Genomic DNA, 26,209 nt, shown 5'->3' on the forward strand with positions numbered 1-26,209 from the left:
AGACTAGTTTAGTAAATCCTCAATCCGCGGTCCCCACTCCTCTAATGCGACTTCCGGCGGATCACTTGCTCCGAGAATTGAGCCCGGAACGAACCACCGCGGAATCCCGTCGCGGTCAATCAGGTAGGATTGAGGCAGAAAGTTGCCTGTTCCCTGATTGGCAAACAGCTCCTTGATCTTGTAGAAGGTTCCAGAGCTTGCGGCGTAGTTGTCGTCGTCCCACCAGTTCTCCTCGAACTTCTCTTCGGGATGGCCGTCGAGCCATGCCTTTGCCGAATTGTAACCGCCTGGATTGAACAACCCGTTAGGCACGAAGCCAAGGCCCTGATATCCCTGAGACTGGTAAGTATCGTGCAACAAAATTAAGCCCGGCATTTCAACGTGGCACCACCCGCAGGTGTCACCCCAGAAATTGAACCATGTAACCTTGCCCTGCCTCCACGGCTCGTAAGGCGTATCGTTGCCACTCAAAAGCGACTTCTCCACAAACGCGGGGAAGTAGCCTACGCGGCCGTTCTTGTCAAGCAACGCCTTTGTGGTGGTAACAATTATTTCGAATGTCGCGACCTGCTGATCCGATGTTGCGGGAACATCGACCGTACAGGTTGCGGTTATGTGGTTTGCTGCACTGGGAGTTAGCGTCACAGCCGAGGAAGCGGTATTACCACCGAATGTGCCGGAGCCCGCAGTGATCGCCCATGTATAAGCCAACTCGCTTGGGTATTCCGCGTCGAGATTGGTTTTAACCGAGAGGTTAATCGTGTCGCTGGGCGAACCGTAATAAAGCGTCGTTGCCGGATTGAGCGTGATTGTCTGCGCAGAACCGGCGTCGTTTGTAATCGTGATATCTCTTGTCTGAAGCTTATCCGTAATCTCCAGAGCCGGAATCGGCGGCACGTCGTACCACGCCTGTGCGTTCACGATGTCGGACAGCGGGCCGTGCTGCTCCATCTGCGTCGCCGAATAGTTGATCGCCCAGATGGCGAAGTGGTGCGTCACGCCTTTCGCGCAATCCCCGATGTCCACGCTGGTCACATCGTTCGCGATGTTCTCGAAGCCCGGACATGCGACGAGGTTGCTTCCGTCGCCGCCGACCTGCCACCACAGCTTGTAGTGGTCAACCGTCGAGGGGTCGAGGCCTGTCCAGCTCACGCGGATGACGCCCTCGCCGAAGCTCTGGTCGCCCTGCGCGGTGAGGCCGGTAACCTTCGCGGGCGGATCCACGGGAACCGGGCCGCCGCCGGTGCCGGCGATGTTGCTGATGATGCCCACGCTGCCGTCCGGGCCGACGGGCGCCGTGCTGAACGATTCTTCGTCTTCCGGAGCAAGCGTGTAGTTCACGGTGTAAGTCACCGGCCTGTCGCCGGGCACGACAGCCGGGCGGTCGACCGTGTAAGGCGAGCCGGGGTTCGACTCGTTCGGTATCATCGCCCAGGAAGTGCCGCGCAGGACGTTCACCTTGTAGCCCGCGATAGCGTTCTGGAAGTTCAGCGCGATCTGGGTTATGTCGGAGACGCCGATTTCGCCGTTCTTGTCGCCGTCCACAAGCGAGAGGATCTGGCCGCTGGCCACTCCGAAGTTGAGCGCGATCGGGGTGATGTCCGCCACGCCTACTTCGCCGTTGTTGTCGTAGTCGCCGACATTTCGTTCGGTCCACGTCAACGTCGCCTGGCCGTCGACAATTATCGCGGCGAGATTGGTCACCTTGTTGTCGGGACTCGTCGGCGCGAGCCCGCTGACGCTGCGTCCCGCGTAGGCGCGGCCCTCGAAGTGCGCCCTGGCGACGACTCCACTGGCGGTTCCCACGGGATCGCCCGCGTTGCGAATGCGGCTGGTGCCGATATCGACGCGGCCCGGCCGGTCGGTGACCGCCAGGTCCACGCTCTCGCCCAGCGCGCCGGCGAACGTCACGGCGCCCGGCGTGTAGCGCGTCGCGTCGTAGACGATGCCGAACAGGAACTCGTCCGCCCGGACTTCGCCCCGCGTGGATACGGTCAAGTCAACGCCGCCCGCGGAGGGAGACGCCGCTAGATCGAGGGGCAGCGCCGAGCCGTCCCTTAGGTTGACGAGAGAAAAGCCGCCGTCCGCCTCGGGCGAAGGAGCCTGCATAGAGCCGCCCCTGCTGCAGGCGAACGCAGCGGCAAGCGATAGGATAAGTACGACCAACAATGCGTTTCTCACTGCTTCACTCCTTGGTTTTGATTGCCAAGGGGCCCGCCCCCGGGGCACCCGATAAAGGTACACATTAAAGTAAGGCATATACAGAATACCAGTTTTCCGAATGCAATGCAAGAGATCAGGTCGAAAAACGGCTTGAAATCAGAAAAAGTGCCTATGGAAGTGACCGGCAGGTCAGCGGACGGCATGCGGGTATTGCGGGGGGGGCGGATTGCCATAAACCGGGGCAAAGCGCGCGTTGCGAACGGCCATCCACTCCTGCGGATCAACGTTTACTAATCATTTCCCCGATAAATTACTTAAATAATTCCAAAAAAAAGGACGCCCCGAAGGGCGTCCTTAGATTTGCTTGACGAATCTGGTTTTACTGGAAATTCTCGCCTAGCAATTCCTCGATTGCGGCGCGGAATTCCGCGTCGGGAGGATTGCCGCCGAGTCTTGCCTTGCGGCAAGTGCCATCGCGATCTAGCAAGTAGGTCTGCGGAATTCCGGTGGAACCGCCCACCCAATCGTTGTATGCATTCAGCACACCCGACGCGAAATACAAATCCGTCCATGTGTACGAATTCGTTTCGTAGAAATTCCAGTTCTGGTCCTTGCTGTCCTCGCAAACTTCGATCTGGTAGTAGCCCTGCGCGTTGTAATCGTCATACCAAGCTTGAAAAGTGGGGAACTCCCCGACGCAGTAACCTCACCAGTAGCTCCAGAAGTTGAGCAGGATTACCTTTTGATCGTCCGCCCATTCCGCGAACTGGTGGTTGGGTCCATGCACGTAGCTTTCGCCGGTGAACAACCAGTTGGGGCCGAGGACGAAAACATTGCTGTTGTTAAAGTTGCCGCCTACAGGCGCCATCGTCGTTCCGATTATAGATGCGCTTGCAGTATGCTGGTGCAACGTATCGTCAACCGTCACCTCGAATGTGGCGGTTGTTTTGCCCGTCACACCGGCGCTTATCGAGCGCGAAGTGGAAGAGCCGATAATCGAGCCGTTGCCCGACTTGACCGTCCACGTGAAGGTCAGGTACTGCTCGAATTCGGTTCCGTCATGCGAAGTTTGCACCGAGATGTTCGCTGTTTCGGACGGCATAATCGTTGTCCTGTCGCGCGTGAATCCCGTAATCGTGAAATCCGGAATCGGCGGGACGTCATACCATGCCTGCGCGCTTACGATGTCGGACAGCGGGCCGTGCTGCTCAATCTGGTTTTCGTTGAAGTTGCAAGCCCATATTGCGAACCAGTATGTCACTCCGCGTTCGCAGTCCGGAATATCCACCGTCGTCGTGCTTGCGGAAATGTTGTCAAATCCCGGGCAAGCCACCAACTGGGTGCCGTCGCCGCCTTCCTGCCACCACAGCTTGTAGTGGTCGAGGTAAGGATCGGTGCTTGCATCCCAGTTGAGGCGGATGACGCCCTCGCCGTACGATTCATCGCCGGCCGCGCTCATTCCTGTGACCTTTGGAGGAATCGGGATCGGCTCCGGGCCGCCGCCTGTAGTGTTTGATGCAACGCCGACAGTGCCGTTCGGACAAATCGGCATGGTGTTGAAGCTTTCCTCATCCGTGGGTTCCAAAGTGTAATTGAACGTGTAAGTAACCGGCCGGTCATTGGGAACAATTGTAGGACGATCCACCGTCCACTGCGAGCCGGGATTGACAGGATTAGGAATTGCGACAAAAGATGCGCCGCGCTTGACGTTTACCCGGTATCCGGCGATCGCGTTTTGATAATGCGTGGCAATCGGCGTGATATCCGATACGCCGATTTCGCCGTTTTTGTCACCGTCAACAAGCGATAGAATTTGGCCAGATGCCACGCCGTAGTTGATCGCGATTGGCGTGATATCCGAGACGCCGACTTCGCCGTTGTTGTCGTAGTCACCGCAGTTCTTTTCGGTCCATGACAATGTTGCTTGACCGTCCACGACAACCGCAGCAAGATTAACTTTGTTTTCCGGCCCAAGCGGAGCTTGGCTTGCACGTCTGCGGACGCAGGATTCGCGCGCGAAGTGGATACGAACGATGTCGCCGCGAACGCTGATTCCTGCATCTTCTCTGTTCCGAATACGGCTTGTGCCCACGTCAACGCATCCGGGCACGTCGGTGATCGCGATATCCACGCTCTTGCCCATTGCGCCAGTGAATTCGACGTTCTTCGGGTTGAACCTCGAGGCGTCGTAATTCAACTTGAAGAAGATTTCATTTGTCGTCACCTCCGATGTGGAAACGGTGACAACGACTCCCGACGACGATTCCTCCACGCCCGCGGCAAGCGGCAGCTTGGACGGCGATCCGCTTTGATCAATTAAGAACGCAAGCGAGCCTCCGCCGTAACTCATATTGACGTTACGTTCGGAGCCGCCGCAGGCCGTGAGTGCAAGGAAAAGCACTATAAAGACCCACAATGCAACGATACGCAATTCCTTCACTCTCCTTTCCTTGAAAAAGGCATGCAAAAATACGCGCCCGACCGGACGCACAGCTCATCTTAATATTATCGAATACTGACCGGTCAGTCAAGCGAAAGCGGCCCGTTTTGGTAAATTCCGCCGGGCTTGCGCATGGCACGCAATTCCGAAGTTGTTCCACTGCCTTTCGGGTACACGCGCGAAGCCTATTGCGCGGCGCGGATTCGGATGCTAGAATCCGGCCGTCTTTATCTTTTTCGAGATCGACCGGGGTTCAAGTTGAGGAAACTGGCTATTCCTGCATGCGTCAGAGCCGTTTTCGCGGCCGCTTTCGGCGCGTTGATGCTGATTGTGGCCACGGGAAGCCACGTGACCGACGAGGAAACGGGAGCTTCGTATTACGTTTTCGACGGCGACACGTCGTCATACGGAGTGGGCGCGGAGGTGCAGTCCGGCCCGGGCGGCGGGTATTTCAAGTTCGAGTCGGCCAGGGAAGACAGCAGGGACGACATCCTGCTGGACGAGACGATCGCGCAGCAGATCAACCGGGATTCCAAGGGCAACCCCATCGCGTTCCGAGTATTGCGGGGCGATCCCGCGAGGAAGGAAGTCGCGCTCACATTCGACGACGGGCCGCATCCCGAATACTACGCACAGATATTGGCGATACTCCAGCACTACCGCGTTCACGCGACGTTTTTTATGGTCGGATTTCAGGCCACCCGCCATCCCCAGTGGGTAAAGCAGGTATGGCAGGCGGGCAACGAAATCGGCAACCACACATACGACCATTTCAGATTGACCAAACTTCCACCGGACGAGGTGGATTACCAGATCAACCAGACGCAGGACGCGATTTATCAAATTACGGGCAGCTATCCGCGGTTCATCCGCCCGCCGGGAGGCAGATACGACGCTGACACGCTGGCGCGCATCGCGGACAAAAAACTTGCGGTCGCGCTGTGGAGCTACAACACAAAGGACGTGGACGTCTCCGACACCGACCAGATTTACAAAGGCGTGATGTCGAACCTGCAGAACGGATCGATTCTGTTGATGCACAGCGGCTCGGACGCGACCGTGAAGGCGCTCCCGAAAATAATCGAATCAATCAAAGCAAGGGGCTATAAAATCGTGACGCTCGGCCAGATGGTCGAGCACATGAGCCAAAGCGCGCTAAACCAGCAATCCGCGGAAAAGAACTTCGAATACGAGGATTGGCGCATAAAAAGCGGTTAACCGTCCGTTCCGCCGACGCCAAGATTCCACACTGATATAATCCGCAGCCGTGTCGATTTTCACCGGACTAACCGATCGCCTGGGCGAGGTCTTCCGCAAATGGAGCGGAGCCGGCAAGCTCAATTCCGCGCAGATAGACGAAGGGCTGCGCGAAATCCGCATCGCGCTTTTGGAAGCAGACGTCAATCTCAAAGTTGCAACCTCGTTCCTTGAGCGCGTTCGAGAAAAGGCGCAGGGCGTTCATATCATCCACAGCCTGAATCCTGCTGAAATGCTGGTAAAGGTCGTGCGCGACGAGCTTGTCGAGCTGCTCGGCGGAAAGGAGCTCGAACCTCCCGACAAGCTGAAAAGCGGATTGAACGTAATCCTGATGCTGGGGCTTCAGGGTTCGGGTAAAACAACTTCCGCCGCCAAACTTGCGCTGCGCTTCAAGCGAAACGGAATAAAAACGATGCTTGCCGCGCTGGACCTGTCCAGGCCGGCCGCGGTGGACCAATTGGAAGTGCTCGGAGAGCAAATCGGCGTGCCGGTATTCTCGGACCGGGTGAAGTCGCCAATCGACGGCGCAGCCGACGCGCTGGAAAAAGCGAAGCGCGAAGGATTCCGCGCCCTATTGATGGACACGGCGGGCCGCCTGCATATTGACGCGGAGCTGGTCGAAGAAGTGCGCCGGATAAAGGAGCTTTCGTCCCCGTCCGAAACTTACCTTGTGGTGGACGCGATGACCGGCCAGGAGGCGGTGAACGTCGCCGAGACATTCGACAGAGAAGTCGGCATAACCGGATTGGTCGTAACCAAGTTCGACGGCGACGCGCGCGCGGGCGCTGCGCTTTCCGTCAAATCGGTAACGGGCAAGCCGATCCGGTGGGTGGGCACCGGCGAGAAGGTGGAAATGCTTGAGCCGTTCCTCCCGGAACGGATGGCCAGCCGAATTCTTGGAATGGGCGATGTGCTGTCGCTTATCGAAAAAGCGGAGCGGGAGATCGAGGAAGAGGACGCGCTGCGCGTATCCGAAAGCTTCGCCAAAGGCAAATTCGACGTGTCCGATTTTCTCGCGGCGATGGACCAGATGAAAAAGCTGGGGCCGATCAAGCAAGTACTTGGAATGCTGCCGGGAGTAAATATCTCCGACGAAATGGTGGATGTCGGAGAAGAAAGGCTGAAGGTGACGCGGGCGATCGCGCTGAGCATGACCGCAAAGGAGCGCAGAGCGCCGGGAATTCTGGATGCTTCCCGCAAAAGAAGGATCGCCGCCGGAAGCGGCACTCAGCCTGCGGACGTGGACCAGTTTTTGTCCCAATTCGCCCAGATGCAACAGATGATGAAGATGTTCGCGGGCGGGCGAGGCCTGGCAAACATTTTCGGCGGCGGAGCGCCGGCCGGTCCCGCGGCGCCGATTGGAAAATATCTTGGCGGAAACGGCATCTCTCAAGGGTACATTGCCTATAAAGCCACGGGGAAATCGAGGGAGCAAAAGGCCAAGGCCAAGGCGGAGCGCCAAGCGCGAATGAAACAGCGGAAGATGCAAAAAAAGCGCAAGTAGGACTTACTTCTTGGGCAGCGTAAACTTTGCATTGTCCGATTTGCTATAATGAATCAGGAGAACTCCTGCGAATGGCAAAGATTCCGATTCCGGCAAATCTATCAGTTCTAACTCGAAGACGGGACGCGGCAGGCGCGCTTGCGAAGCTCCTTCGCGACGCGGTTGTAAGCGACGCGACCGGCCCTTACGTTGTAGGGGCTTTCGGCCTTGCAGGGATAATCACTCTCGCTAAGTTTTCTTGGCTTCTTACACTTCCGATGGATTTGGAGGCGGCCGAAGCGGGCTGGGGTATGGTCACCAGTTCGCAGTTCGAGCTTGCAGCGATTGTAATGATCGCGGTCGGCATCGTGCTGCTGATTGTTGGGATGATGTTAAATTCGAAGCTCGGCGAAGAACTTTGGGACCGCATCGCACACCACCAGGAACTGGAAACCAAAGAGAAATTGGTACAGGGTTTTCTTGCGGCGCAGGAAGGCGGATGGCTGGGATACAAACCAAACAGCAAAAGCAACTCGGTTGAGCGTAAAACCGCATATTGGAAAGCTTGGGCGGCGTATGAGCTTGGCGGTGCCTATCAAAAGCTAGTCGGCAACGTCCCGCTGGCGGGCAGAACCAATAAATTTTTCGTCTCGGAAGTTTCGGGGCTGTTCGGCGTTCCAACAATCATTGCATTGGCTGGAGCGATCGTATTTTCGATGTATCCGCATCCGGCGCTGGGTATGATCCTGCCTTTTGTATTCATTGCGGCAGGTGCTCTGGTTTTCTGCGCTCCTTTGTTTTTCGGCTCCAACGCCTTGGTCCACGCCTTCGCCTTTCAAAAATACAGACGCAAAACAGTAAGCGAAGCGCTGTTCAAACTCATATCGAGCGGACAACCGAAGAAGAAACAGTTTTCGACAAAGCCCGCCGACAAATTCTCCGCAAAGCGCTAACGATTAAGCTTGTCGTAGTCAGGAATTGGCCCTGCACAAGCGCAATCTACCCTTTCTGGTTCCGGAATCATGGAAAGCCACTCCTCCAGTGTCGCGCCGTACAGCGTAAATCCCGGCGCGATTTCAATCCATGGATTGAGAACGAAGGTGCGGGTGTGCGCACGCGGGTGGGGAACGATCAAGTCCGGTTCGCGTATCTCCAACCCGTCGAAATAAAGCAAATCCAAATCAATCGGACGGTCGGATATTACCCAGCTTCGATCGCGCCCCATCAGCCGCTCTGTGCCGAGACATGTCGAAAGGAGATCTCTGGGCGAGAGTACGGTTTTTAACGCTATTACGGCGTTGAGAAACTCACGCGTGCCGGGTGGCATTCCAACCGGGTCGCTGCGCCAGGCGGACGATACGTTCGCGACCTGGATTTCGCGAATCCCCGAAAGAATGTAAATCGCTTCAGAAAGATTCGCCAGCCTGTCGCCCTGGTTGGAGCCTATCCCGATATATGAAAGTGCAAACTCCGCGCCACGCAATTCCATTGGGCTGCGCCACATCAAGCGCCATCTTCCTTTTTATCGCCGCCGCCCGGCGAGTGCCCGTTGGTTTCCGCGACGTCCGAGTCAATATCGGAAACAGCGCCCGGATCTATTCCTGCTGCGGCATCGCTTGCAGATACTTCCTTGACCGGCGCCTTGAATATGGAAACGACGATCATCCCGATCATCACGACGAAAAATCCCATCCCGATAATCACGCCTACCGGCGGGCCTTTGGGCTTCGGCTCTTCCTCCGGAACGGGCTCGGGCGGGCCGGGGATAAGCTCCGCGGGCATCCCTTCGAAAGTCAGGTCGTGATCCGCATACCACTTCCCCTGCTCGGTAAGGATTTTGGGCGCGTTCTTCCAGTCCGCATGGCAGTAGTAGCACTTTTTGTCTTCCTTGCGGCTGTATGGAAGGCGCGCTTGTGCGGGACCAGATTGCGCAAGAATCTGCGCGGCAGCTATTAGAAACAACGGAACTATCTGCGCAAGCAGCTTTTTGAATTTTAGGTCACGAAAACAGTATTTCATTTCATGCATCTACTTGTAAGTTTCCGCGCTAAAATGATTTTAACGCCCTATCCAAGTCCTCCTTCAAATCGTCCACGTGCTCCAAACCCACGGACAGCCTTATGTAATCCGGCAAGATGCCCAACTTGAGCTTCACGTCCTCCGGCACCGGAAAATGCGTCGAGCTTGCGGGATGCAGAATAATCGTCTTCACGTCGCCAAGGCTCGTCTGGTGCTTGATCAGCTTCAAGCTGTCAAGGGTTTTGACCGCGTGCTCGTAACCGCCCGCCGCGCCGAATCCGACCATCCCGCCGAACATCTTCATTTGTTTCTTCGCGATTTCGTGGCCGGGAAAATCGGGCAGCCCCGGATAATATACGTAGCTAACCTTCGGATGAACGCGCAGCCACTTCGCAAGCTCCATCGCGTTCTCGCTGTGGCGCTCCATCCTAATTGAAAGTGTGTCAAGCCCCATCAGTACAAGCCACGCGTTGAATGGCGAAAACGTCGGCCCCAAGTTTGCGTGCGGCCCCCAGCGCACCGGATTCATCAGCTCCTTGCGGCCGATCGTCGCTCCTCCGATTACCGTTCCGTGGCCGACGATGTATTTCGTAAGCGAGTGAACCACCACATCCACTCCCAGATGCGCGACCGGCTGAAGATAAGGCGTGGCGAACGTGTTGTCCAGAACAGAAATCAAACCGTACTCGCGGCATATCGCTACTGCTTGTTCGATATCCACGATGTTCAACAAAGGATTTCCCGGCGTTTCGAACAGGAGCATCTTGGTTTTCGGAGTGATCGCCTTTCTCCAGCCGGCCCAGTCGGATGCGTCGTCCACCCATCGCGTTTCGATTCCCAGCGCGGCTATTTCCCGGTTGAGCATCCCATAGGTGCCGCCGTAAATTTTTGTTGCACTGACAAGGTTTTCCCCCGGCTTCACGTGAGCGAACACGAGTTGGGCGATTGCTGCAAGGCCGCTGGACGCGCTGACGCATTCGTCATAACCTTCGAGGGCCGCCAGCCGCTTTTCCATCACGGCGACCGTAGGATTGGAAAACCTGCTGTAAATGTGCCCTTTTTCCTTGTGGGCCATGAAATCCTGCGCGGTTTCGGTGTCGGTGCAGTAAAAGCTGGACGCCATGTACAGCGGCGGAAAGCCCGCGTGCATCGGGTCGCCGTCTTCGCCGGCATGTAGCTGAAGAGTTTCAAATCGTGCGCCGCCGCGCAAATCCGCCATAGTTTCCTCCGGGAAAACCGCCGGATGATATCACAGGCAAATCGGCAACCGGCGGGGCGCTTGCCCGGCCAAAATTGTCAGTTGAGCGCAAGCTCCTTTATTTTGCCGATGGTGGATTTCGGGCACAGCCCGGCGGATTCTATAATCCCGGCAAGCTCGCTTTCCCGGTTGATAATCACGGCCGATTTCGCGGAGACCACCACGCCGTCGCCGCTAGCCAGCAGCTTTCTTCCGCCGGACAATTCCAAATCCGGAAGAGTAATTTCGTACTGAAAAACCGAGTTGTTCCCTGTTTCCGCAAGCCTTTTGACGATGATTTCACATCCCATTTGCCAACTCCTTGCGCCTTAATTCGGTGACGCTATGCAATCGCAAGTGCAGGCGCACGGAAATAATCCAAGTGCCAGCCCAGCATCCTGCGAAGCCACTCCAACGTTTCCGATGCGTTGTCGCTGTAAGCCGAAAGAAACGAAAGAAGTCTGTCTTCGTGCAAAATGTTGATTTCGCCGTCGGCGCCTTCGACCGCCCGCGCGGAAATACGATTGCCGGGGGACTCTTCGGCGCAACCGGCGACGACGGAAAAATCGAGGATACCCCGATATCCGTTTTCAAAACTCCACACGTTTTCCAGCGAGATCACAGCCTGCTCCATTAATCGAAAGTCCGCAGCCAACCACTGCGGTCAGTCCTATTGATTGCGGATTGGATTAAAAAGTTCGATTCCTCGTGCTCCTTTTACGACTTTTAACAAATCCGCTCCGCGAGCGTCGGATTCCGCTTCCTGCAGTCCGCGGCCTGTTAGAATGTGCCTTGCTTGCGTGCGTTTTGGATTATTATCGTGTTGGCGTTGATTTCAGCCACGGTCGCGTACTTGGGCGACGTGGTTGGACGCCAGGTAGCGAAAAAACGAATTTCTGTAGCCGGAATTAGACCCAGGCGGGTAGGATCGTATGTTGCAGTTATTACCGGTATCTTCATCGCCCTCGCAACGTTCTTGCTGCTGACACTGCTTTCCCGTGATGTGCGCACGTGGGTATTCGAATACGACCGGCTGAAAGGACAGACGGCGGAGCTTCAGGCAGAGATCGCGGCCGCCACCCAAGCCTATGATGCTGCCCAAGCAAGGACTGCAAAGCTTGCCGAGGAATTGCAGTCAAAGGAAGCAGAGCGATCCGAAATCGAAGGCGAACTTGCAAAATCCCAAACGGCCCTCGATTCAATTCAAAGCGAACTCCTTGACAAAGAATCCAAACTCCGCGAACTTCAAGATCGGCTGGACAAAAATCAGAAAATAATTCAGGACACCGCTGAAAAGCTCGAAACCCTGCAGAAGGAAATCGCGAAATTAAGCGGGGAAAACGAATCGCTATCCGCAAGCAAGCGCGAGCTGTCCGGGGAAATTGCCGCTTTGGAAACAACGGGAAAAGAGCTTGAAGCCGCGAACGAGAATCTACGAAAACAGGCAGCGCAAATCGAATCGAGAATCCGCACGCTGGAAGAAGTGCTGGGCAGCCTCCGCACACAGAATATATTAATCGGCGCACATCAACCGCTGGCGTATATATCGATTCAAAAAGACTGGACAGGAGCCCAGGTCAGGGAGGCGATAATGGCTACGTTGGGTCTGCTGAAGCAGAAGCTCGCATCCAAGGGATACAGCTTGGGCAACATTCCTTCCAGCCGCCTGGAAGAATTAATGAGCGGGCTGGCGAACGCAACAAAAGACAAAGCGATAGTCGTTTCGGCATCGCAAAACGTTCTTCCCGACGACGCGGTCGGCCTGGACTTCGTAGTAATAGACAACTCCCTTTGCTTCAGAAAAGACGAAGTGATAACGAGGATCGAAATTCCGGCGGGGGCAAGCAGAGAAAAGGTGGAAGAGCTGTTCGCCACAGCGATCAGAAACGTGAGGGCGGAAGCGGACAAACGAAATCTGCTTCCGAACATAGACACGGGCAATGTCGGCAGTCTAAACTACGACTACATCAGAAATTTGATAAGCCGCATTGCCAAGGATGGCTCCGCGGTGACAGTAGAGTTCGTATCAACCGAAGATGTCTACACGCTCGGAAATCTGGACAATCTGAAAATCAGATATAGATAGCGACATATGTCGCTGCTAGCATATATACCCCAAAGTCTGCATTTCTGGGCTTTTTCAATACTGAACAGCCTTTGTCGGCAAAAGAGCTTTGCTATTGGATTGTGATATAATGGCCGCGACCGGCGGAATCGCGAAAGGAAGGTTCCGTCTCATGTTTGCAAACGCATCCGGAAAGGCCGCGACGGCGGATTCCTTCACGCGTTTTGCCTCATGATTCGCGCTCCGCGGCTGCGAAATCGCCGGTAATGAGCATCGATTACTGTGGTTCGGCACGGAGGGCCAAATGATCGAGATTCGCCGCCAGAAGGTCGAAGAAGTTGAAGAGCTCGACCCCAAGCAGGTTTTTGAGGAATCGTTTATCAGCCAGGACGAGGCTATTGAGCGCATAGCCGCAAACGGTACCGCTTGGCAGTTTTTTGTGGGAGCGGGCGTAAGCCAGAGCGCCGCGATGCCTACCAGTCAGGAGATTGTGGACGAAATCAGCGTAAGGCAGTACGAGCGCACCCATCCCGCGCAACGCGGTTTGGTTAAAGCAGCGGACATCGTCGACTGGCTTTACAAGGAAAAGTGGTTCAACAAGGACTACCAGTACATTTCCTGCTTGGAAAAGGAATATCCGGCCAACACGCTGCGCAAGGAATACTTCAGCAAGCTGATGGAAGGAAAAGATCCTTCCCCGAGCCACTTCACGCTTGCGCTTTTGGTCAAGTTCGGCAAGATTAATCCGTTGCTTTACACGACGAACTGGGACACTTTGCTTGAAGACGCATTTTACCTGCTTCGTGGAGTCACCTGCATAACGATAAAGGATATAGACTCGCTGCCGGAGCTGAAGCGCGACCAAAGGCACTACGTCTGGAAAATCCACGGCTCGATTGAAAATTACAACGTCACTTATCTCCGCGAGGGGATGGGCAAGCTTCACGACGATACGAAGGCCAAGCTGATAGAAGGATTAACCGACCACGGCCTGGCGGTTGTAGGTTACGCGGGGCTTGAGTACGGCGTGATGAACACCTTGATGGATATCACAACCGAATATCCGCAAGTGCTCAACAAGGGGCTGATCTGGGCTTTCAAGGACAACGTAAAGCGCCCGCCGGTCCAGTTGATGCAACTGATGGTCAAGGCCAAAAAAGCGGGCAAGGATTTCAAGATTTTCGAAATTGAGAACTCCGACGCCTTCTTCGAAGACCTGGGCAAGCGTATGGGTATTCCAACGATTGAAGAGGAAATGAAATATACCTTCAGCTTCTTCAACCACAGCCCATACACCGACCTGAAACCACGCGCCGGATTTTCACTTCCCAAGATTACCGATTTCGTAGATCGCGACCTTATAGACGAAGGCTTCCTGATCAGCGATTTCAACGAAATCCTCGAGATGAACAAGGGCAATTTCCGAGACATTTTCAAAAAAAGAGTGGACCGGGAACGCGAGCAGAAGGACTTCGAGCAGCGAATGCTGGTGAATGCGTTCAACGAATTAAAGCGCGGCAACTATCAGCCTGCGCTGGGCAAACTGGATGAAGTTCTTAAACGATTCCCGCGCTCGGAGAACGCCTATTTCGGCAAGGGCTGGGGGTACTTTGGCTTGGGCAACTACGCGGAGAGCATCAAATGGTTCAAGCAGGCCCTGGAGCTCAACGAGTCTAACAGGTCAACCTGGCTGGCGCTCGCGCTGGCCTACAATATGTCGGAGGACAGGGTCGAGGAAATCAAATGCTGGACAAAGGTGGCCACCTTCAAAGGAGAAGAGGACTACATGTTTTACAACAAGGCCCTGGCCTACCATTTCCTGGGGGACCGGGAATCGGAACGCGCGGGGTACCGTGAATGCTTGCAGCGGTACAAGCGTCACGCGGACAGCTGGTACAACTTGGGCATTATCTACTACGAGGACGATTTCATTCTGGATGCGCTGGCATGCTTCCAAAACGCTTACGAAGCTTCCGTCAAACATTCGTATGCGTGGTACAACTCCGGAATCATCCTCGGCAAGGTGGGCCAGAACAACCGCGCCCTTGAATACATCGAAAAGGCGTACGAACTGCGCCCGGACGTGGATATCCTTTACAACCGGGGCTGCGCGCTGGTGAACACCAAGCGCTGGGAGCCGGCGATCGAGAATTACGAGTATTACCTGGAGCATTATCCGGACGACCATTACGCGGAAAACAATCTCGGCCTGTGCTATTTCTTCACGAACGAAATCGAGAAGGGCAAAGCGCTTTTCGACAAGTTCATCTCGCACAAGCCGGACGAAGCAAAGGCATATTTCAACCGCGCGAGATGCCTCTGGAGACTTCGCAAGCTGGAGGAAGCACTTGTGGATTTCAACAAGTGCATCGAGCTGGAAGCGGAATACGACATGGCCTTCTATATGAAGAGCCGGCTGCTTCACGAGATGGGCCGTTACGACGAGGAAATCGAAGCGCTGTCATACTTCCTCTCGAAAAACCAGGACGACCATCGTGCATGGTACGAGCTGGGTCATGCATATCGAGCGCTTGCGGACACCAAGGCGGCCAAGGAAGAGCGCAAGCCGCTTTGGGAAAAGGAAGCGGAATCGTATAACCGCAGCCTTTTGATCGCGCCATTGGCGAATGAAATCTGGCTGGATCTGGGAATATCCTACAACAATCTGGGCAAGTACGAAGACGCGATCGCGTGCTTTGAGCGCATCATCCGCACCGAGCTTCGGAATCCGGAAGTTTACTTCAACTGGGGATTGAGCCTGGATAACCTTGAGGACTTCCTGAAGGCGATAGAGAAATACGACCGGGCGATTAAGCTTCAGCCCGACCATGTCCGCTCTTGGCTTAACAAAGGTACGATCCTCGCCAAGCTGGAACAGTACGCCAAGGCGATCGACTGCTACGACGAGGTCATCAAAGTTGATCCCGACAACCAAGCCGCTTGGCAGAACAAAGCGCTTGCACTTATCCCGCTCAAGGAATGGAACAAGGCGAAGGCGGTGATTTCGGAGGGAATGAAGAAATTCCCCGACGACCATATGTTTCCGCTCAACTACGCGTACCTGACCACGTTCACGCACGAGAAGGAAGTGGGCCAAATCATGCTTTGGAAGGCAGGCGCCATCAACCCTGACGTGCTCAAAAAGGCGGAGAAAAATCCGGAATTAAGCAGCCTGTTCCCGTTGTCGCAGGACGTCGAGCAAAAGGCCAAGGAATACTTTTCGAGAATGGGCGGTTCTTAGCGCTTCGAAATTCAGGACGCGGTGTAGTTCATTCCTGCGGGTAATACCGGGCGGAGACGCTCGGTGTTTCGTACACCTCGACGAGCGTTACCTTTGGCAGAGGCCGAGTTTCTTCCGCGTAATCTTTCAAACCAGCTTCAATCAGCCTGGCGATCTCGACTGCCAGATTCTCCGACGTGGGATTGATTTTGTCGAACGGCGGAATTTCGTTTAGGTTGCGGTGATCGAAAACCGATTTTACTGATTCTAGAATTCCCTGAAACTCAACAAAGTCGAATCCTATCCCATCGGAATCCAGTCCGGAAACCGCCAAAACCACCCTTGCGCGGAAGTTGTGTCCGTGCAAAGACTCCGCCGAGCCGCGATAGCTTCGAAGCGCGTGCGCGGCCGCGAATTCGAACTCGCCCGCTATTTCAAATTTTCCCGTCGGGGTCATGCGCAAAACGAAACTCCCGCAAAACTTTGAAACGAGCTCGCAGATATCACTCGTTCAAATCCTCAAGAAACTGCCTAGCCGTTATTGCCGCTATGCATCCCATGCCCGCACTTACCACGGCCTGCTTTTCCGCATCTTCGACAACGTCCCCCGCCGCGTAGACACCGGGCTTGTTTGTACGCATACGGTGGTCCACGGGAATCTCCCCCTTGTCGTTGAGAGTCAGGTAACCTTTGACCCAATCCGTCACGGGAGTGTGCCCTATAAATACAAATACACCGTCGCAATTGATTACGAATTCATTGCCGGTTTGCAGGTTGCGGCACTTAGCTCCGACAACCGAATTCTCCCCGAGGATTTCCTCGATTACCGTGTCCAGCACAAATTCGAATTTGGGATGTTTTCTGGCTTTTTCAACCGCACGCGGAGTCGCGCGGAATCCTTGCCGGCGGTGGACGAGAGTGATCTTGCTGCAGAAGCCCGTAAGGTAGAAGCCCTCTTCAAGCGCAGCGTCGCCGCCGCCGACCACAATACAATGCTTGTCCACGAAAAAGTTCGCGTCGCAAGTGGCGCAATAGCTGACCCCTCTTCCGAAAAATTCCTCGGCGCGCGCCGCTGGCAGCCGGTTCGGCTGGCTGCCGGTTGCGACGACAACGGTTTTGGCGAAATACTCGTTCCCCATCCAGTCGGTGATCTTCTTTGCAACCGGATGCACTTCGGGCGCATCCGCAATGGACTGGATTTCCGCAAACTCAAACTCCGCGCCCATTCGCTTGGCTTGTTCCTCGAAGCGCTTCATCAGGTCCGGCCCGTGCATAACTTCCACGAATCCCGGATAGTTTTCAATTTCATCCGTGAGCGATACCAAGCCTCCGGTCATGGCCTTTTCGAAAACAAGCGTGGACAGATTCGCCCGCGCGGCGTAAATCGCAGCGGTGAGCCCCGCTGGGCCTCCGCCCACCACGATGCAATCCCAAAGTTTCCCGTCTCCGTTGATTCCCACAACCGGCCTCCTTTAAAAGCACGAGATTTTAACATGCTTAATTTGTCTTCACTGTACGCTATATGCGACTCGCGATACGCTTATGAACTCATTTGTGGATCGGCGGTTTCCCCGTTTCCATGCCGCATCGGACGGAAGGCGACCAAGTGCTTTGTGTTAAAATCGGCGTGTTGAAAAAGCTGCACAAGCTGTTTTTGTGCCTTATTGCTGCACTTGCAGCGGCAACCGCATCGCGGGAGCCGCTATTCGCAGCGCTCGAAACACACATATCGGAGGATTTTTCAAGTAAGGGGCTTTTTTTCAGCGGTTCCGACGGTGGCGTGAACTACGCATACACCGGTTCCGGCACTTACAAGGTCGATGCCACAGGCTCTGCGGGCGTCGGGCGGTCAATGATTATTGACGTACTGTCCGACTTCACGCTGGAAGTCAAAGTCAGGATACTCGAAGTATCCGACGATGCCACATCAGGCGGCGCGGGGGTGGTGTTCCGCGTTGCCAAAGAGGGCAGCTCCTCGTACAAGTATCATACGTTCAGCATCGAACCGCCGTCCAAATTCCGGGCGGGAAAGTTTACAGGCGGCCGGCTGGTTCAATATTATCCGCCGCAAAATACGGACGCGATAGTTGACGGCTGGAATTTGCTCAAGGTCGTATGCAACGGGGATCAGCTTTCGCTGTCGGTCAACGGAAAGCAGGTGAGCCTGGTAAAGGACGGAGCGATTCCGAGCGGGGGATACGGGCTCTACGTGATGCCGGGCACATCCGCTGAATTCGACGATTTCAAAGTTTTCACCGAATCTAAAGCGAACGTGGAGCCGGCGGAGGAAGGTCCGCCCGAAGTACCGCGGTTCCGTTATGAAACGGTCAAATCCGACGATTTCAGCGGCAACGCGCCGATTTTCTATGAAGGCGGGGACGAGTACGGCAAGTTTGAATACACGGGGCATAACAGCTACAGAATAGATTTGACCGGAAGCGACAAAACTTGGTCAATTCCTTCGACTGTAAAGGATTCGATCGCCGACGGGATGGTCGGTGTTGACGCGTTCTTGCTCAAAGCGCCTTCGCCCGATTTCAACAAAATCGGAGTTGTATTTCGTGAAAAACCGCGGCCCGACGGCTGGTCGGATTACTTTGCGTTCTACATTTTGCCTTCCGGGTTTTACGGTCTGCTGCAAGTGTCGGGAGACGTGGCGAAGGACTTGATTCCACCGACCAAATCTGCCGCAATAGTTCCCGGCGCGGTTAACCGGCTAGAAGCGGTATACGTCGGCACAAGCATCTATTTGGTAATAAATGATTCCTGCATCCGCAGGTACGAAACATCGGACACATTTCCGGGCGGATACGGAGTCTATATGACTGGCGGCGCTGTCGGAGAGTTTCAGCATTTCTCCGCCTCACGCGCTTCGTTGCCGCCGGAAGAACAGCCTCTTGTGCTGGAACCGAAGCCCGACAATTACATAGACTTGACTGTTAGGCTGAATGGATATTTTTCGGAGACATTCGACGAATCGGACAAGCCAGGTTTGTTCCCGGTCGGCAAAGCGGATGATTATTCAATCCGCGTCGAGTCCGGCGAGTATTTAATTGACGGCTCTAATGCCGCGGAGGACGTTTTTTCGTTCGTGCCGGGAAGGTTCAACAAGTACGACGTTTCGGTTGCCGCCCGAAAGCTGGGCGGCTCGGCCAAGCTTGGCTTCGGCCTCGTGCTGCAAAATACGCCCAGCTTCAAGACATACGTTGCCTTTGTAATCACTGACGACGGCTGGTTTTCGGTTCAAAAGTCAACCGACGGCCAAACCGAGCAGCTCGTTCCCTGGACGAAATCTGATTTGATTTTGCCGGGGCAATCCAACCGGATAGGAGCCGTTCACAAAGGCGACGATTTTCAGTTTTTCATCAACGGCCAGATGGCGGCGATGCTGCCTATTCCCGGACTGCAGGCCGGTGGAATGGGGTTGGTCGCGGCGAAGGGATTGACTGTCGCATTCGACGCTTTTGAAGCCAAAGCGCCTGATTAGCACAAGCGGCATGATTGTTGCCCGATCCCCGCGTTTCGGATAGAATTGCATCGATTCAAACCAAGGAGTCTGAACGTATGACGCACGAAATTACGAGCGAGCAGTTTGAAGGCGAGGTTATCAAGAGCACGTTGCCCGTGCTCGTTGATTTTTCGGCCACTTGGTGCCCGCCGTGCAAGATGCTCGAACCGGTAATCGAGAGGCTTAGCAAAGAATACGAAGGTAAGCTGAAGGTTATCAAAATCAACACTGACAATTCCCCCGACCTGGCGACGAGATACCAAATCCGCGGCGTGCCCACCATGATGTTTTTTAAAAACGGTTTGAACGAGCGCACAATCGTGGGCTACCGTGATTACGACCGCCTCAAGGAAGAACTTGAGCTCATCCTCTAAAGGCTCTCAATCTAACTCCGTCATCAAGTTCGGCTCGGATGGCTATCGCGGCATAATCGGCGATGGCTTCACATTCGACATACTAACAAGGCTTTGCAGGGCACTTGCAAAGTTCCTTTTGGAGCGAGGCTCACCACTGGAAATCATCTTGGGTTATGACCGTCGTTTCATGGCCGACAGCTTCGCCCATTACGCAGCGGGCTACTGGGAATCCCTGGGGGGAATTGCGCGGGTGTCGGAACACCCTCTTTCTTCCCCTACCCTGGCATGGCAAACAAATCATCTTGGCGTCTCGATGGGCGTGATGATTACGGCCTCACACAATCCGCCCGAATACCTCGGATTCAAGCTCAAGGAGCCGTTCGGCGGCAGTGCATTGCCGGATGTACAGGCGCGGATGTCCGAACTCGCAAGCGCGGAGCCGCCGGCGTATGCTTCCTTCCCGCCCGGCTACGTACATGCGAAACGGTTCGATCCGCTTGAAGGCTATTTGCAGGCGATACAAGCGGAATTTGGCGCGCTGGGCAACGCGTTCGGCAGTCCCGGATTGCTGTTCGATTTTATGAACGGCTCTGCAGCCGACATTGCGCCGCCTGCGCTTAAAAAAATGCGCATAGCCGCTGACTTCATCCGGGACAATCGCGATCCCCTTTTTGGCGGACAATCTCCGGAGCCGATTCCGGGTAAGTTGACCGCTCTTCGAAAGTCGGTAATTTCGCGCGGATATCAAGCCGGTTTTGCATTCGACGGCGACGGGGACAGGCTTGCCGTATTTGACGAGCTGGGCAATCCAATCGGCAGCCACGAGCTGTTTTCGCTTTTTTTGCTTCACTTGGCGAACTTCCGCAAGGAGTCAGGTCGGGCCGTCGGCACAATAAGCTTTTCAAGAATCGTTGATCGGGTGGCATCCTCGGTTGGAATGCCGCTTTTGAAAGTGCCGGTCGGATTCAAGCACTTGAGCGCGGAATTCGCCTCCGGCGGGGTAGCGATCGGCGGAGAAGAAAGCGGAGGATGCGGGTTTGGATTCTGGCTTCCCGAGCGCGATGCGCTAGTAATGGCGCTTCTTTTGCTTGAAATTATGAAAGAGACGGGCAAGCCGCTTTCTGCATTAAGAAGTGACCTGCAAACCGAATTTGGTCCGCTCCATTTTCGAAGAAGCGATGTTCCATTTGGCGAGGTCGGGGGATATGACCGGCTGGCTTCAAACTTGCGTGGCCGAAATTCCTTCGGCGGTCTCGAGATTGAAAATTTGCAAATTCAAGATGGTTTGATGTTCAATTTGGCGAACGATTCGTGGATTTTGTTCAGGCTGAGCGGAACGGAACCGGTCGCAAGAGTTTACGCGGAAAGCCCGGATGAAAGCGCGGCAGAAGCACTGATTGCGGACGCTGCATCGCTTTTGGCCGCAATGCAATATTGACAACGTTCGATGGTGATATCATTGACATTCCAAGGCAGGTGCCGCAGATGCCAAAAACAGTCGCGCCGTTGATGCTTGTCCTTTTAATCGCCGTTTCGGCATTTCCGCTCCTCGCGCAGGAAGATCCGGCGCAGCAGGGCGCGCGTACTTCAACACGATACACGGTGGACGATTTCGGCGTCGTGTCCGTGGTGGACAGCTGGAGCGGACTCGCGCAGGAGACGGGGACGTTCGTGTATATAAGCGCGTCACGCGAACTCGGCAGAATCCCCGTGCGCGTACGGGATCACAAATTCACGGTCAATTTCATGACCAAAAGCTACATATTAGAAGATCAGGACGATCCGACGATTCTGTACTTCCGATCCCCGACTTTCTTTTACGAAGACAGCCCTCTATCGGTGAGCGTAACTCTGACCCTGCCCCAGCGCCTTTCGTTTGTCGAAACCGTCGGAAGCACGCCGGAGCCGACGTCAATCGACGGCCAGACCATCAGGTGGGAAGTGCCGGAAGGCAACGGTCTGACGCTTATGTGCATGCTCAAGCGCAATTCGCCGTTTTTGGTGCCGGGGCAGGACGGCCTGCAATTTGATCCTTCCAAACTGCCCAAGCTAAGTTCCGATGAAATTCCGGCGAATGCGGACCAAGTATTAAGAGAGCTGGAAACGATAATCATGGTCGCGGAGATCGACGGTAAAACAGATCCGGATTTTATAAAGCTGCTTAAAAAACAACTGGCCAAGCTTTATTATCTTTATTACGTTTACGGACTTGTTACGGACTATGTGCTTCCGGAAATGTCCGAGGGCGGCTAAATGCACATATTTGTGACAGGCGGAGCAGGATTCATCGGCTCGAATTTTGTCCGGATGCTCGCCGCATCCAGACCGGAATGCAGAATCACGAATTTCGACCTGCTCACGTACGCGGGAAATCTGGCGAACCTGGAGGGAATTGCGGAGTCCAAGTCGTATAGATTCGTGAAGGGCGACGTCGCCGAAAGAGAGTCGCTCGCCGCGGCGCTTGGCGCAGACCTTCCCGATGCAATCGTTCATTTTGCGGCGGAAAGCCACGTTGACCGCTCGCTCCTCGATTCCGGAATTTTCGTACGGACAAATGTTCTGGGAACGCTCAACATTCTCGAATGCGCAAGGCATTACGGAATCTCCAAAATCGTGCACGTTTCGACCGACGAAGTCTACGGCTCGCTGTCCGACATGGATGCGCCGCCATTCTCGGAATCTTCGCCGCTCAACCCCCGCAACCCGTATTCCGCGTCGAAGGCCGGCGCAGACCATCTTGCCAAGGCTTTTTTCGTTTCGCATGGCACTCCCGTCGTTGTAACCCGAAGCGGCAACAATTACGGCCCATATCAATTTCCTGAAAAACTGATTCCCTTGTTCATAACCAATCTGTTCGAAGGCAAAAATGTTCCGCTTTATGGGGACGGCAAAAACGTTCGAGACTGGATTCACGTATCGGATCACTGCCGCGCGCTACTTGCCGTGCTGGATTCGGGCAGGCCCGGCGAGGTGTACAACATCGGCCCCGGCGCGGGCGGCCAGGTTTCCAATCTGGAAATCGCAAGGAAAATTCTTGCCGCACTTGGATACAGCGAAGAAATGATCAAATTCGTGCCCGACCGCCCGGGACACGATTTCAGGTACGCGCTGGATACATCCAAAATTTATTCGGAACTCGGATTCGCCCCGTCAATAGGTCTTGACGAAGGCATTGCGGATACCGTCGAGTGGTATCGGAAAAACGAAGCATGGTGGAAGGCCGTCCGCTCCGGCGAGTACCGGGAATATTACGCAAAAATGTACCCCGCGTTGTGACCCGCGTATCAGCCCATCAATTTCCGGAAAGCCATTTACGGCTTGGGTCCGCCCCAGACGAAAATAAGGTTCGCTTCGCTTTCGTCGAATGCCGAAATGCCGGAATAGCCGCCGGGATCAATATCTAGCGAATTGTACATTCCAACATAGTGCAGCCCCAGCACCGTGGATTTGAGCCATTCGGTTCCGTCAAATTCCACAAAATCCAAGTCGTGATCCGCAATTTCGTAATACGCAATGCGGGGCAAGCCTGCTTGGTCAAAGGCAAGGGAAACATACGCCGTTACGTCGGATGTATCCGGGACCGACGAAACCGACCATTCGCTTCCATCAAACGTCGCCAATGAAATAAGCGGAATAGAAGCAGTCACGTAGGCTATTGCCGGGAATCCGTTTCCGTCCAGCGCGATGCTTGAGTACATTCCGGTTTCGGGAGTAATGTCCACCTCGCTGAACTCCCATCCCGAACCGGGATTCGTGGCGATTTTCTGGATTTGATCGATTGGCGCGCGGTATGCAATCCATGGTTGATCGTTTGCGTCGATGATCAAGTCGGTATGGTCAGCCGAGCCGAGGCCGGACAACAACGGATCGGTGTTCCAGCTCGCGCCGTCGAAATACGAGTAATACAAAGCAGAACCTATTGTATTGCAGTGCGCGATCGCCGGATAATCGTTCGAGTCGAGCGCAATCGAAGCGTAATCGCCCCCATTGTCCGTCACCTCTGTGACTTCCCAATCAGTACCGTTATAAGATGCAACTTCCAGACCGGAAGGCGCAAACTTGTAGGCGATGACGGGATTGCCGTTTCGATCGAGCGCAAGCGTGGTGAACGTGCCGGCATTGGATTTTGCAGTAGGTATATTTTCCACCGTCCAAACCCCGCCGTCGTAACGCGCAAATTGAGGCCTGGTATGAGTTTGCGAATAATACGCAATCGAAGGCCTGCCCGCGGAATCAAACTTCATCGAAGAATAACGGCCGACCTCAAGATTATCCGGCTCGTTGCCATCGACGTATTGCTGTCTCCATAACAGCGAGCCATCCACGGGAGGACTCAAAGCACCCACGCCGATCGCGTTTTGATTTGCAACGGCGTATTGATAATCCACCCGAACTTCGGCGGAATTGTCCGTAAAATTGTTTCCGAAAATCGGGCTTCCAGGCACCGGGGCGAAGTTGCCAGTCGTTCCGGTTCTTCTGAAAATGTGCACTACCATTCCGCTTGAGTCCCAACTCAACTTCAAATTGTCGGTGCCCTTGAAAGTGGCCGTAAGATTCGTCGGTGGTGCAAGATAAGCGTAACCCGAATCGATGTTCGAGTACTCACCTTCCCCCTCCGTACTCACGGCGCAAACCTTGTACCAATATGTCCCGAAATCCGGAATAGTGGTGTCGTCGAACGAAGTATCGAACAGATTCCCGCCGACCCTTTGATATGTACCGTCGATCGCGTCGGCTCTGTACAGGTGGTAATTCAGCGCGCCGGGAATATCGTTCCAACCAACCGAAACCTTGTCCTGATAAAGCCCGTCGGTCGCGGCGATGCTTGGCGCGGGCAGACCGACAAACCCCCTGTCGGAATCCGATGGAACCGCCTGTCCCTTGGCATACAGCGCGATCACCCTGTACCACCAAAATTCTCCGGCGGCAGCGGAAGTGTCGTCGAAATATGGCTCTGAAGTGGGACTTCCCGCAACCTGCGAGAATGGCCCGTTTGAATTGTCGGCGCGTTCCACGCGGTATCCCGCAGCCTCCGGAATGCCCGTCCAGGTAATCCGGATCCAGCCCGAAAAAGACCCGTCGCTTGCCGTCACGGTCTCAACTCTCGGAAAACTGATATAGCCGCTTTCCGCCGGGGAAGGATCGCTGGTTCCGTACTGGTTGTACGCCGTGACCTTGTACCAGTGGACGTCTCCGTCCGGGATGGAAGTATCCTCCAATTGAAGCTGATCCGTAGGGCTGCCGGGAATTGGAACGAACGTCCCCGCGGCGTTCTTGCTTCTCGTTACGATATAACCGTCCGCTCGTGCCGCGGCATCCCAGGTCAGAACTACCTTGTCCGTATATGTACCCTTGGAGGCCGTCAAATTCTGGGGAATATCCGGCGGCTGAAGCGAACCCTGGGGAAACACGTCCAAAGTAAAATCCCTGGAAACAACGGTGTCTCCGCGACTGACGGTCAAATTGCAGTCATATGAGCCCACAGAACCGATTGTCGCTTCCGGGCTTGCTTCTTCCGATGTGTTCGGGTCCGCTCCTCCTCCAAAGTTCCACGAATACGTCAGAGGATCCGCTCCGAATACATTGGCCGCGAAGGTGACCAAGTCGCCCTCTTCCACGGTGCGTGGGCTGATTACCCCGATGTTGATATCGAGGCATTGCACTCCGTTGCTAGCAGTTCCCTCCGCGGAATCCGAATCAAGCGGCACGACAAAGTAGAAGCTGTTTTCGTCGGGCTGATCCACCACCGCGGAATACTGGACGTAAGGCTGCGTTTTGTCGTCGAATTCGGTTGTATCTCTAGGGGCGGTCAAGTAAAGCGACGCCTCCGCGACATCGGAAGAAAGGCCTACCATCACATTGTAGCCCGAAAGTGTTTCGAGAAAATGAATTGCTATTGGAGTAATGTCCGATACGCCGATCTCGCCGTTTCCGTCCGCGTCGATCCGGCGCAGGAATTCCGCCTCGGTTACCGACCGGTTGAAATTCAGTGCGATCGGAGTAATGTCCGCCACTCCGACTTCGCCGTCGGCGTTGGTATCCCCGACGAGCTTTTCAGACCAAGTCAGCTCGACCGCTCCGGAGACGTAACTGGCACTTAGATCGGTCACCTTTGCGCTGTCTCCCGTCGGTGCTTTGTTAACCAACCTCTCCAAGCCTCGCGCCCTAAGTTTGGACATAAGTTCGTTCTTCAGCATTTCGAATACGGCAGGATCAGCGCCCGCGGGAGCGGAATATGCCTCGATGTCATTCAATACAGCTTCAATTTCCATTTCGGCCGGCGTGTAGGAACCGGCAACGGGACGGCCTCCCGAAAATGACTTTCCAGAGCCGCCAGAGCATCCCGCAAGCCATAATGCGGCCAGCAAGCAGCATGGAATCACGGCAAATAAGGTGCCAAATGAGCGCATGTTTATCACCGCCTTTATTTTATCCAATTTCCGGCGAACATGGAAACGCCC

Annotated in this window: 21 protein-coding genes; 10 read left to right on the forward strand and 11 right to left on the reverse strand. The window is 54.9% G+C overall.

Features of this window, described 5'->3' with window-relative positions; translation table 11 throughout:
- Nucleotides 1–3 precede the first annotated feature (3 nt).
- The 3 genes from HRF49_03455 to HRF49_03465 all read right to left on the reverse strand — a co-directional run bounded on the left by HRF49_03455 (nucleotide 4) and on the right by HRF49_03465 (nucleotide 4,603).
- A complete protein-coding gene (locus HRF49_03455) occupies nucleotides 4–2,181 on the reverse strand; it encodes a hypothetical protein (protein MEP0813707.1) in 2,178 nt (725 codons plus the stop codon).
- Between the two features lie 361 nt (nucleotides 2,182–2,542).
- Nucleotides 2,543–2,707, reverse strand: coding sequence for a hypothetical protein (locus HRF49_03460; protein MEP0813708.1), 165 nt, complete (start codon nucleotides 2,705–2,707; stop codon nucleotides 2,543–2,545).
- Nucleotides 2,708–2,869: 162 nt separating this feature from the next.
- Nucleotides 2,870–4,603 carry a hypothetical protein gene (locus HRF49_03465; GenBank protein MEP0813709.1) on the reverse strand — a complete coding sequence of 578 codons (1,734 nt, stop codon included), beginning with the start codon at nucleotides 4,601–4,603 and terminating at the stop codon, nucleotides 2,870–2,872.
- Between the two features lie 258 nt (nucleotides 4,604–4,861).
- Between HRF49_03465 and HRF49_03470 the strand changes: the two genes are divergently transcribed.
- The 3 genes from HRF49_03470 (at nucleotide 4,862) to HRF49_03480 (ending at nucleotide 8,296) form a co-directional block, all read left to right on the forward strand.
- Nucleotides 4,862–5,821: a polysaccharide deacetylase family protein gene (locus HRF49_03470; protein MEP0813710.1), complete on the forward strand. Its 960-nt coding sequence runs from the start codon at nucleotides 4,862–4,864 to the stop codon at nucleotides 5,819–5,821.
- A gap of 55 nt (nucleotides 5,822–5,876) precedes the next feature.
- Nucleotides 5,877–7,364 carry a signal recognition particle protein gene (gene ffh, locus HRF49_03475; GenBank protein MEP0813711.1) on the forward strand — a complete coding sequence of 496 codons (1,488 nt, stop codon included), beginning with the start codon at nucleotides 5,877–5,879 and terminating at the stop codon, nucleotides 7,362–7,364.
- Nucleotides 7,365–7,435: 71 nt separating this feature from the next.
- On the forward strand, nucleotides 7,436–8,296 hold the full coding sequence (locus HRF49_03480) for a hypothetical protein (GenBank protein ID MEP0813712.1): 861 nt from the start codon (nucleotides 7,436–7,438) through the stop codon (nucleotides 8,294–8,296).
- Here the strand turns inward: HRF49_03480 and folK are convergent.
- From folK to HRF49_03505, 5 genes are all read right to left on the reverse strand, one after another.
- Nucleotides 8,293–8,832 carry a 2-amino-4-hydroxy-6-hydroxymethyldihydropteridine diphosphokinase gene (gene folK / locus HRF49_03485; protein MEP0813713.1) on the reverse strand — a complete coding sequence of 180 codons (540 nt, stop codon included), beginning with the start codon at nucleotides 8,830–8,832 and terminating at the stop codon, nucleotides 8,293–8,295. The genes HRF49_03480 and folK overlap by 4 nt on opposite strands.
- Nucleotides 8,833–8,846: 14 nt before the next feature.
- Complete coding sequence (locus HRF49_03490; GenBank protein ID MEP0813714.1) at nucleotides 8,847–9,362, reverse strand: hypothetical protein; 516 nt, start codon at nucleotides 9,360–9,362, stop codon at nucleotides 8,847–8,849.
- A 28-nt stretch (nucleotides 9,363–9,390) separates the two neighbouring features.
- A complete protein-coding gene (locus tag HRF49_03495) occupies nucleotides 9,391–10,581 on the reverse strand; it encodes an aminotransferase class I/II-fold pyridoxal phosphate-dependent enzyme (protein ID MEP0813715.1) in 1,191 nt (396 codons plus the stop codon).
- Between the two features lie 77 nt (nucleotides 10,582–10,658).
- Nucleotides 10,659–10,910, reverse strand: coding sequence for a hypothetical protein (locus tag HRF49_03500; protein MEP0813716.1), 252 nt, complete (start codon nucleotides 10,908–10,910; stop codon nucleotides 10,659–10,661).
- Between the two features lie 32 nt (nucleotides 10,911–10,942).
- Nucleotides 10,943–11,233 carry a hypothetical protein gene (locus HRF49_03505; GenBank protein ID MEP0813717.1) on the reverse strand — a complete coding sequence of 97 codons (291 nt, stop codon included), beginning with the start codon at nucleotides 11,231–11,233 and terminating at the stop codon, nucleotides 10,943–10,945.
- A 186-nt stretch (nucleotides 11,234–11,419) separates the two neighbouring features.
- On the opposite strand from HRF49_03505, the gene HRF49_03510 reads away from it, so the two are divergent.
- Complete coding sequence (locus HRF49_03510) at nucleotides 11,420–12,685, forward strand: DUF3084 domain-containing protein (GenBank protein MEP0813718.1); 1,266 nt, start codon at nucleotides 11,420–11,422, stop codon at nucleotides 12,683–12,685.
- 283 nt (nucleotides 12,686–12,968) lie between these two features.
- Nucleotides 12,969–15,905: a tetratricopeptide repeat protein gene (locus tag HRF49_03515; protein MEP0813719.1), complete on the forward strand. Its 2,937-nt coding sequence runs from the start codon at nucleotides 12,969–12,971 to the stop codon at nucleotides 15,903–15,905.
- A gap of 28 nt (nucleotides 15,906–15,933) precedes the next feature.
- Here the strand turns inward: HRF49_03515 and HRF49_03520 are convergent, their stop codons facing one another.
- Nucleotides 15,934–16,341 (reverse strand): 6-carboxytetrahydropterin synthase, encoded by a 408-nt coding sequence (locus HRF49_03520; protein MEP0813720.1) that lies wholly within the window; start codon nucleotides 16,339–16,341, stop codon nucleotides 15,934–15,936.
- A 46-nt stretch (nucleotides 16,342–16,387) separates the two neighbouring features.
- Nucleotides 16,388–17,344 carry a thioredoxin-disulfide reductase gene (trxB, locus tag HRF49_03525; GenBank protein MEP0813721.1) on the reverse strand — a complete coding sequence of 319 codons (957 nt, stop codon included), beginning with the start codon at nucleotides 17,342–17,344 and terminating at the stop codon, nucleotides 16,388–16,390.
- Nucleotides 17,345–17,463: 119 nt separating this feature from the next.
- Between trxB and HRF49_03530 the strand changes: the two genes are divergently transcribed.
- From HRF49_03530 to rfbB, 5 genes are all read left to right on the forward strand, one after another.
- A complete protein-coding gene (locus tag HRF49_03530; protein ID MEP0813722.1) occupies nucleotides 17,464–19,371 on the forward strand; it encodes a DUF1080 domain-containing protein in 1,908 nt (635 codons plus the stop codon).
- A 77-nt stretch (nucleotides 19,372–19,448) separates the two neighbouring features.
- Nucleotides 19,449–19,766 carry a thioredoxin gene (gene trxA, locus HRF49_03535; GenBank protein MEP0813723.1) on the forward strand — a complete coding sequence of 106 codons (318 nt, stop codon included), beginning with the start codon at nucleotides 19,449–19,451 and terminating at the stop codon, nucleotides 19,764–19,766.
- Nucleotides 19,750–21,186, forward strand: coding sequence for a hypothetical protein (locus HRF49_03540; GenBank protein ID MEP0813724.1), 1,437 nt, complete (start codon nucleotides 19,750–19,752; stop codon nucleotides 21,184–21,186). Before trxA ends, HRF49_03540 begins: the two co-directional genes overlap by 17 nt.
- Before the next feature lie 47 nt (nucleotides 21,187–21,233).
- Entirely contained in the window at nucleotides 21,234–22,001 is a 768-nt protein-coding gene (locus HRF49_03545) for a hypothetical protein (protein MEP0813725.1), read from the forward strand.
- Nucleotides 22,002–23,024, forward strand: a complete 1,023-nt coding sequence (gene rfbB / locus HRF49_03550) for a dTDP-glucose 4,6-dehydratase (protein MEP0813726.1) — start codon at nucleotides 22,002–22,004, stop codon at nucleotides 23,022–23,024.
- Between the two features lie 35 nt (nucleotides 23,025–23,059).
- Here the strand turns inward: rfbB and HRF49_03555 are convergent, their stop codons facing one another.
- A complete protein-coding gene (locus HRF49_03555) occupies nucleotides 23,060–26,158 on the reverse strand; it encodes a PKD domain-containing protein (GenBank protein ID MEP0813727.1) in 3,099 nt (1,032 codons plus the stop codon).
- Nucleotides 26,159–26,209 lie beyond the last annotated feature (51 nt).

The sequence above is a fragment of the bacterium genome, assembly GCA_039961635.1.
GTDB lineage: Bacteria > 4484-113 > 4484-113 > JAGGVC01 > JAGGVC01 > JABRWB01.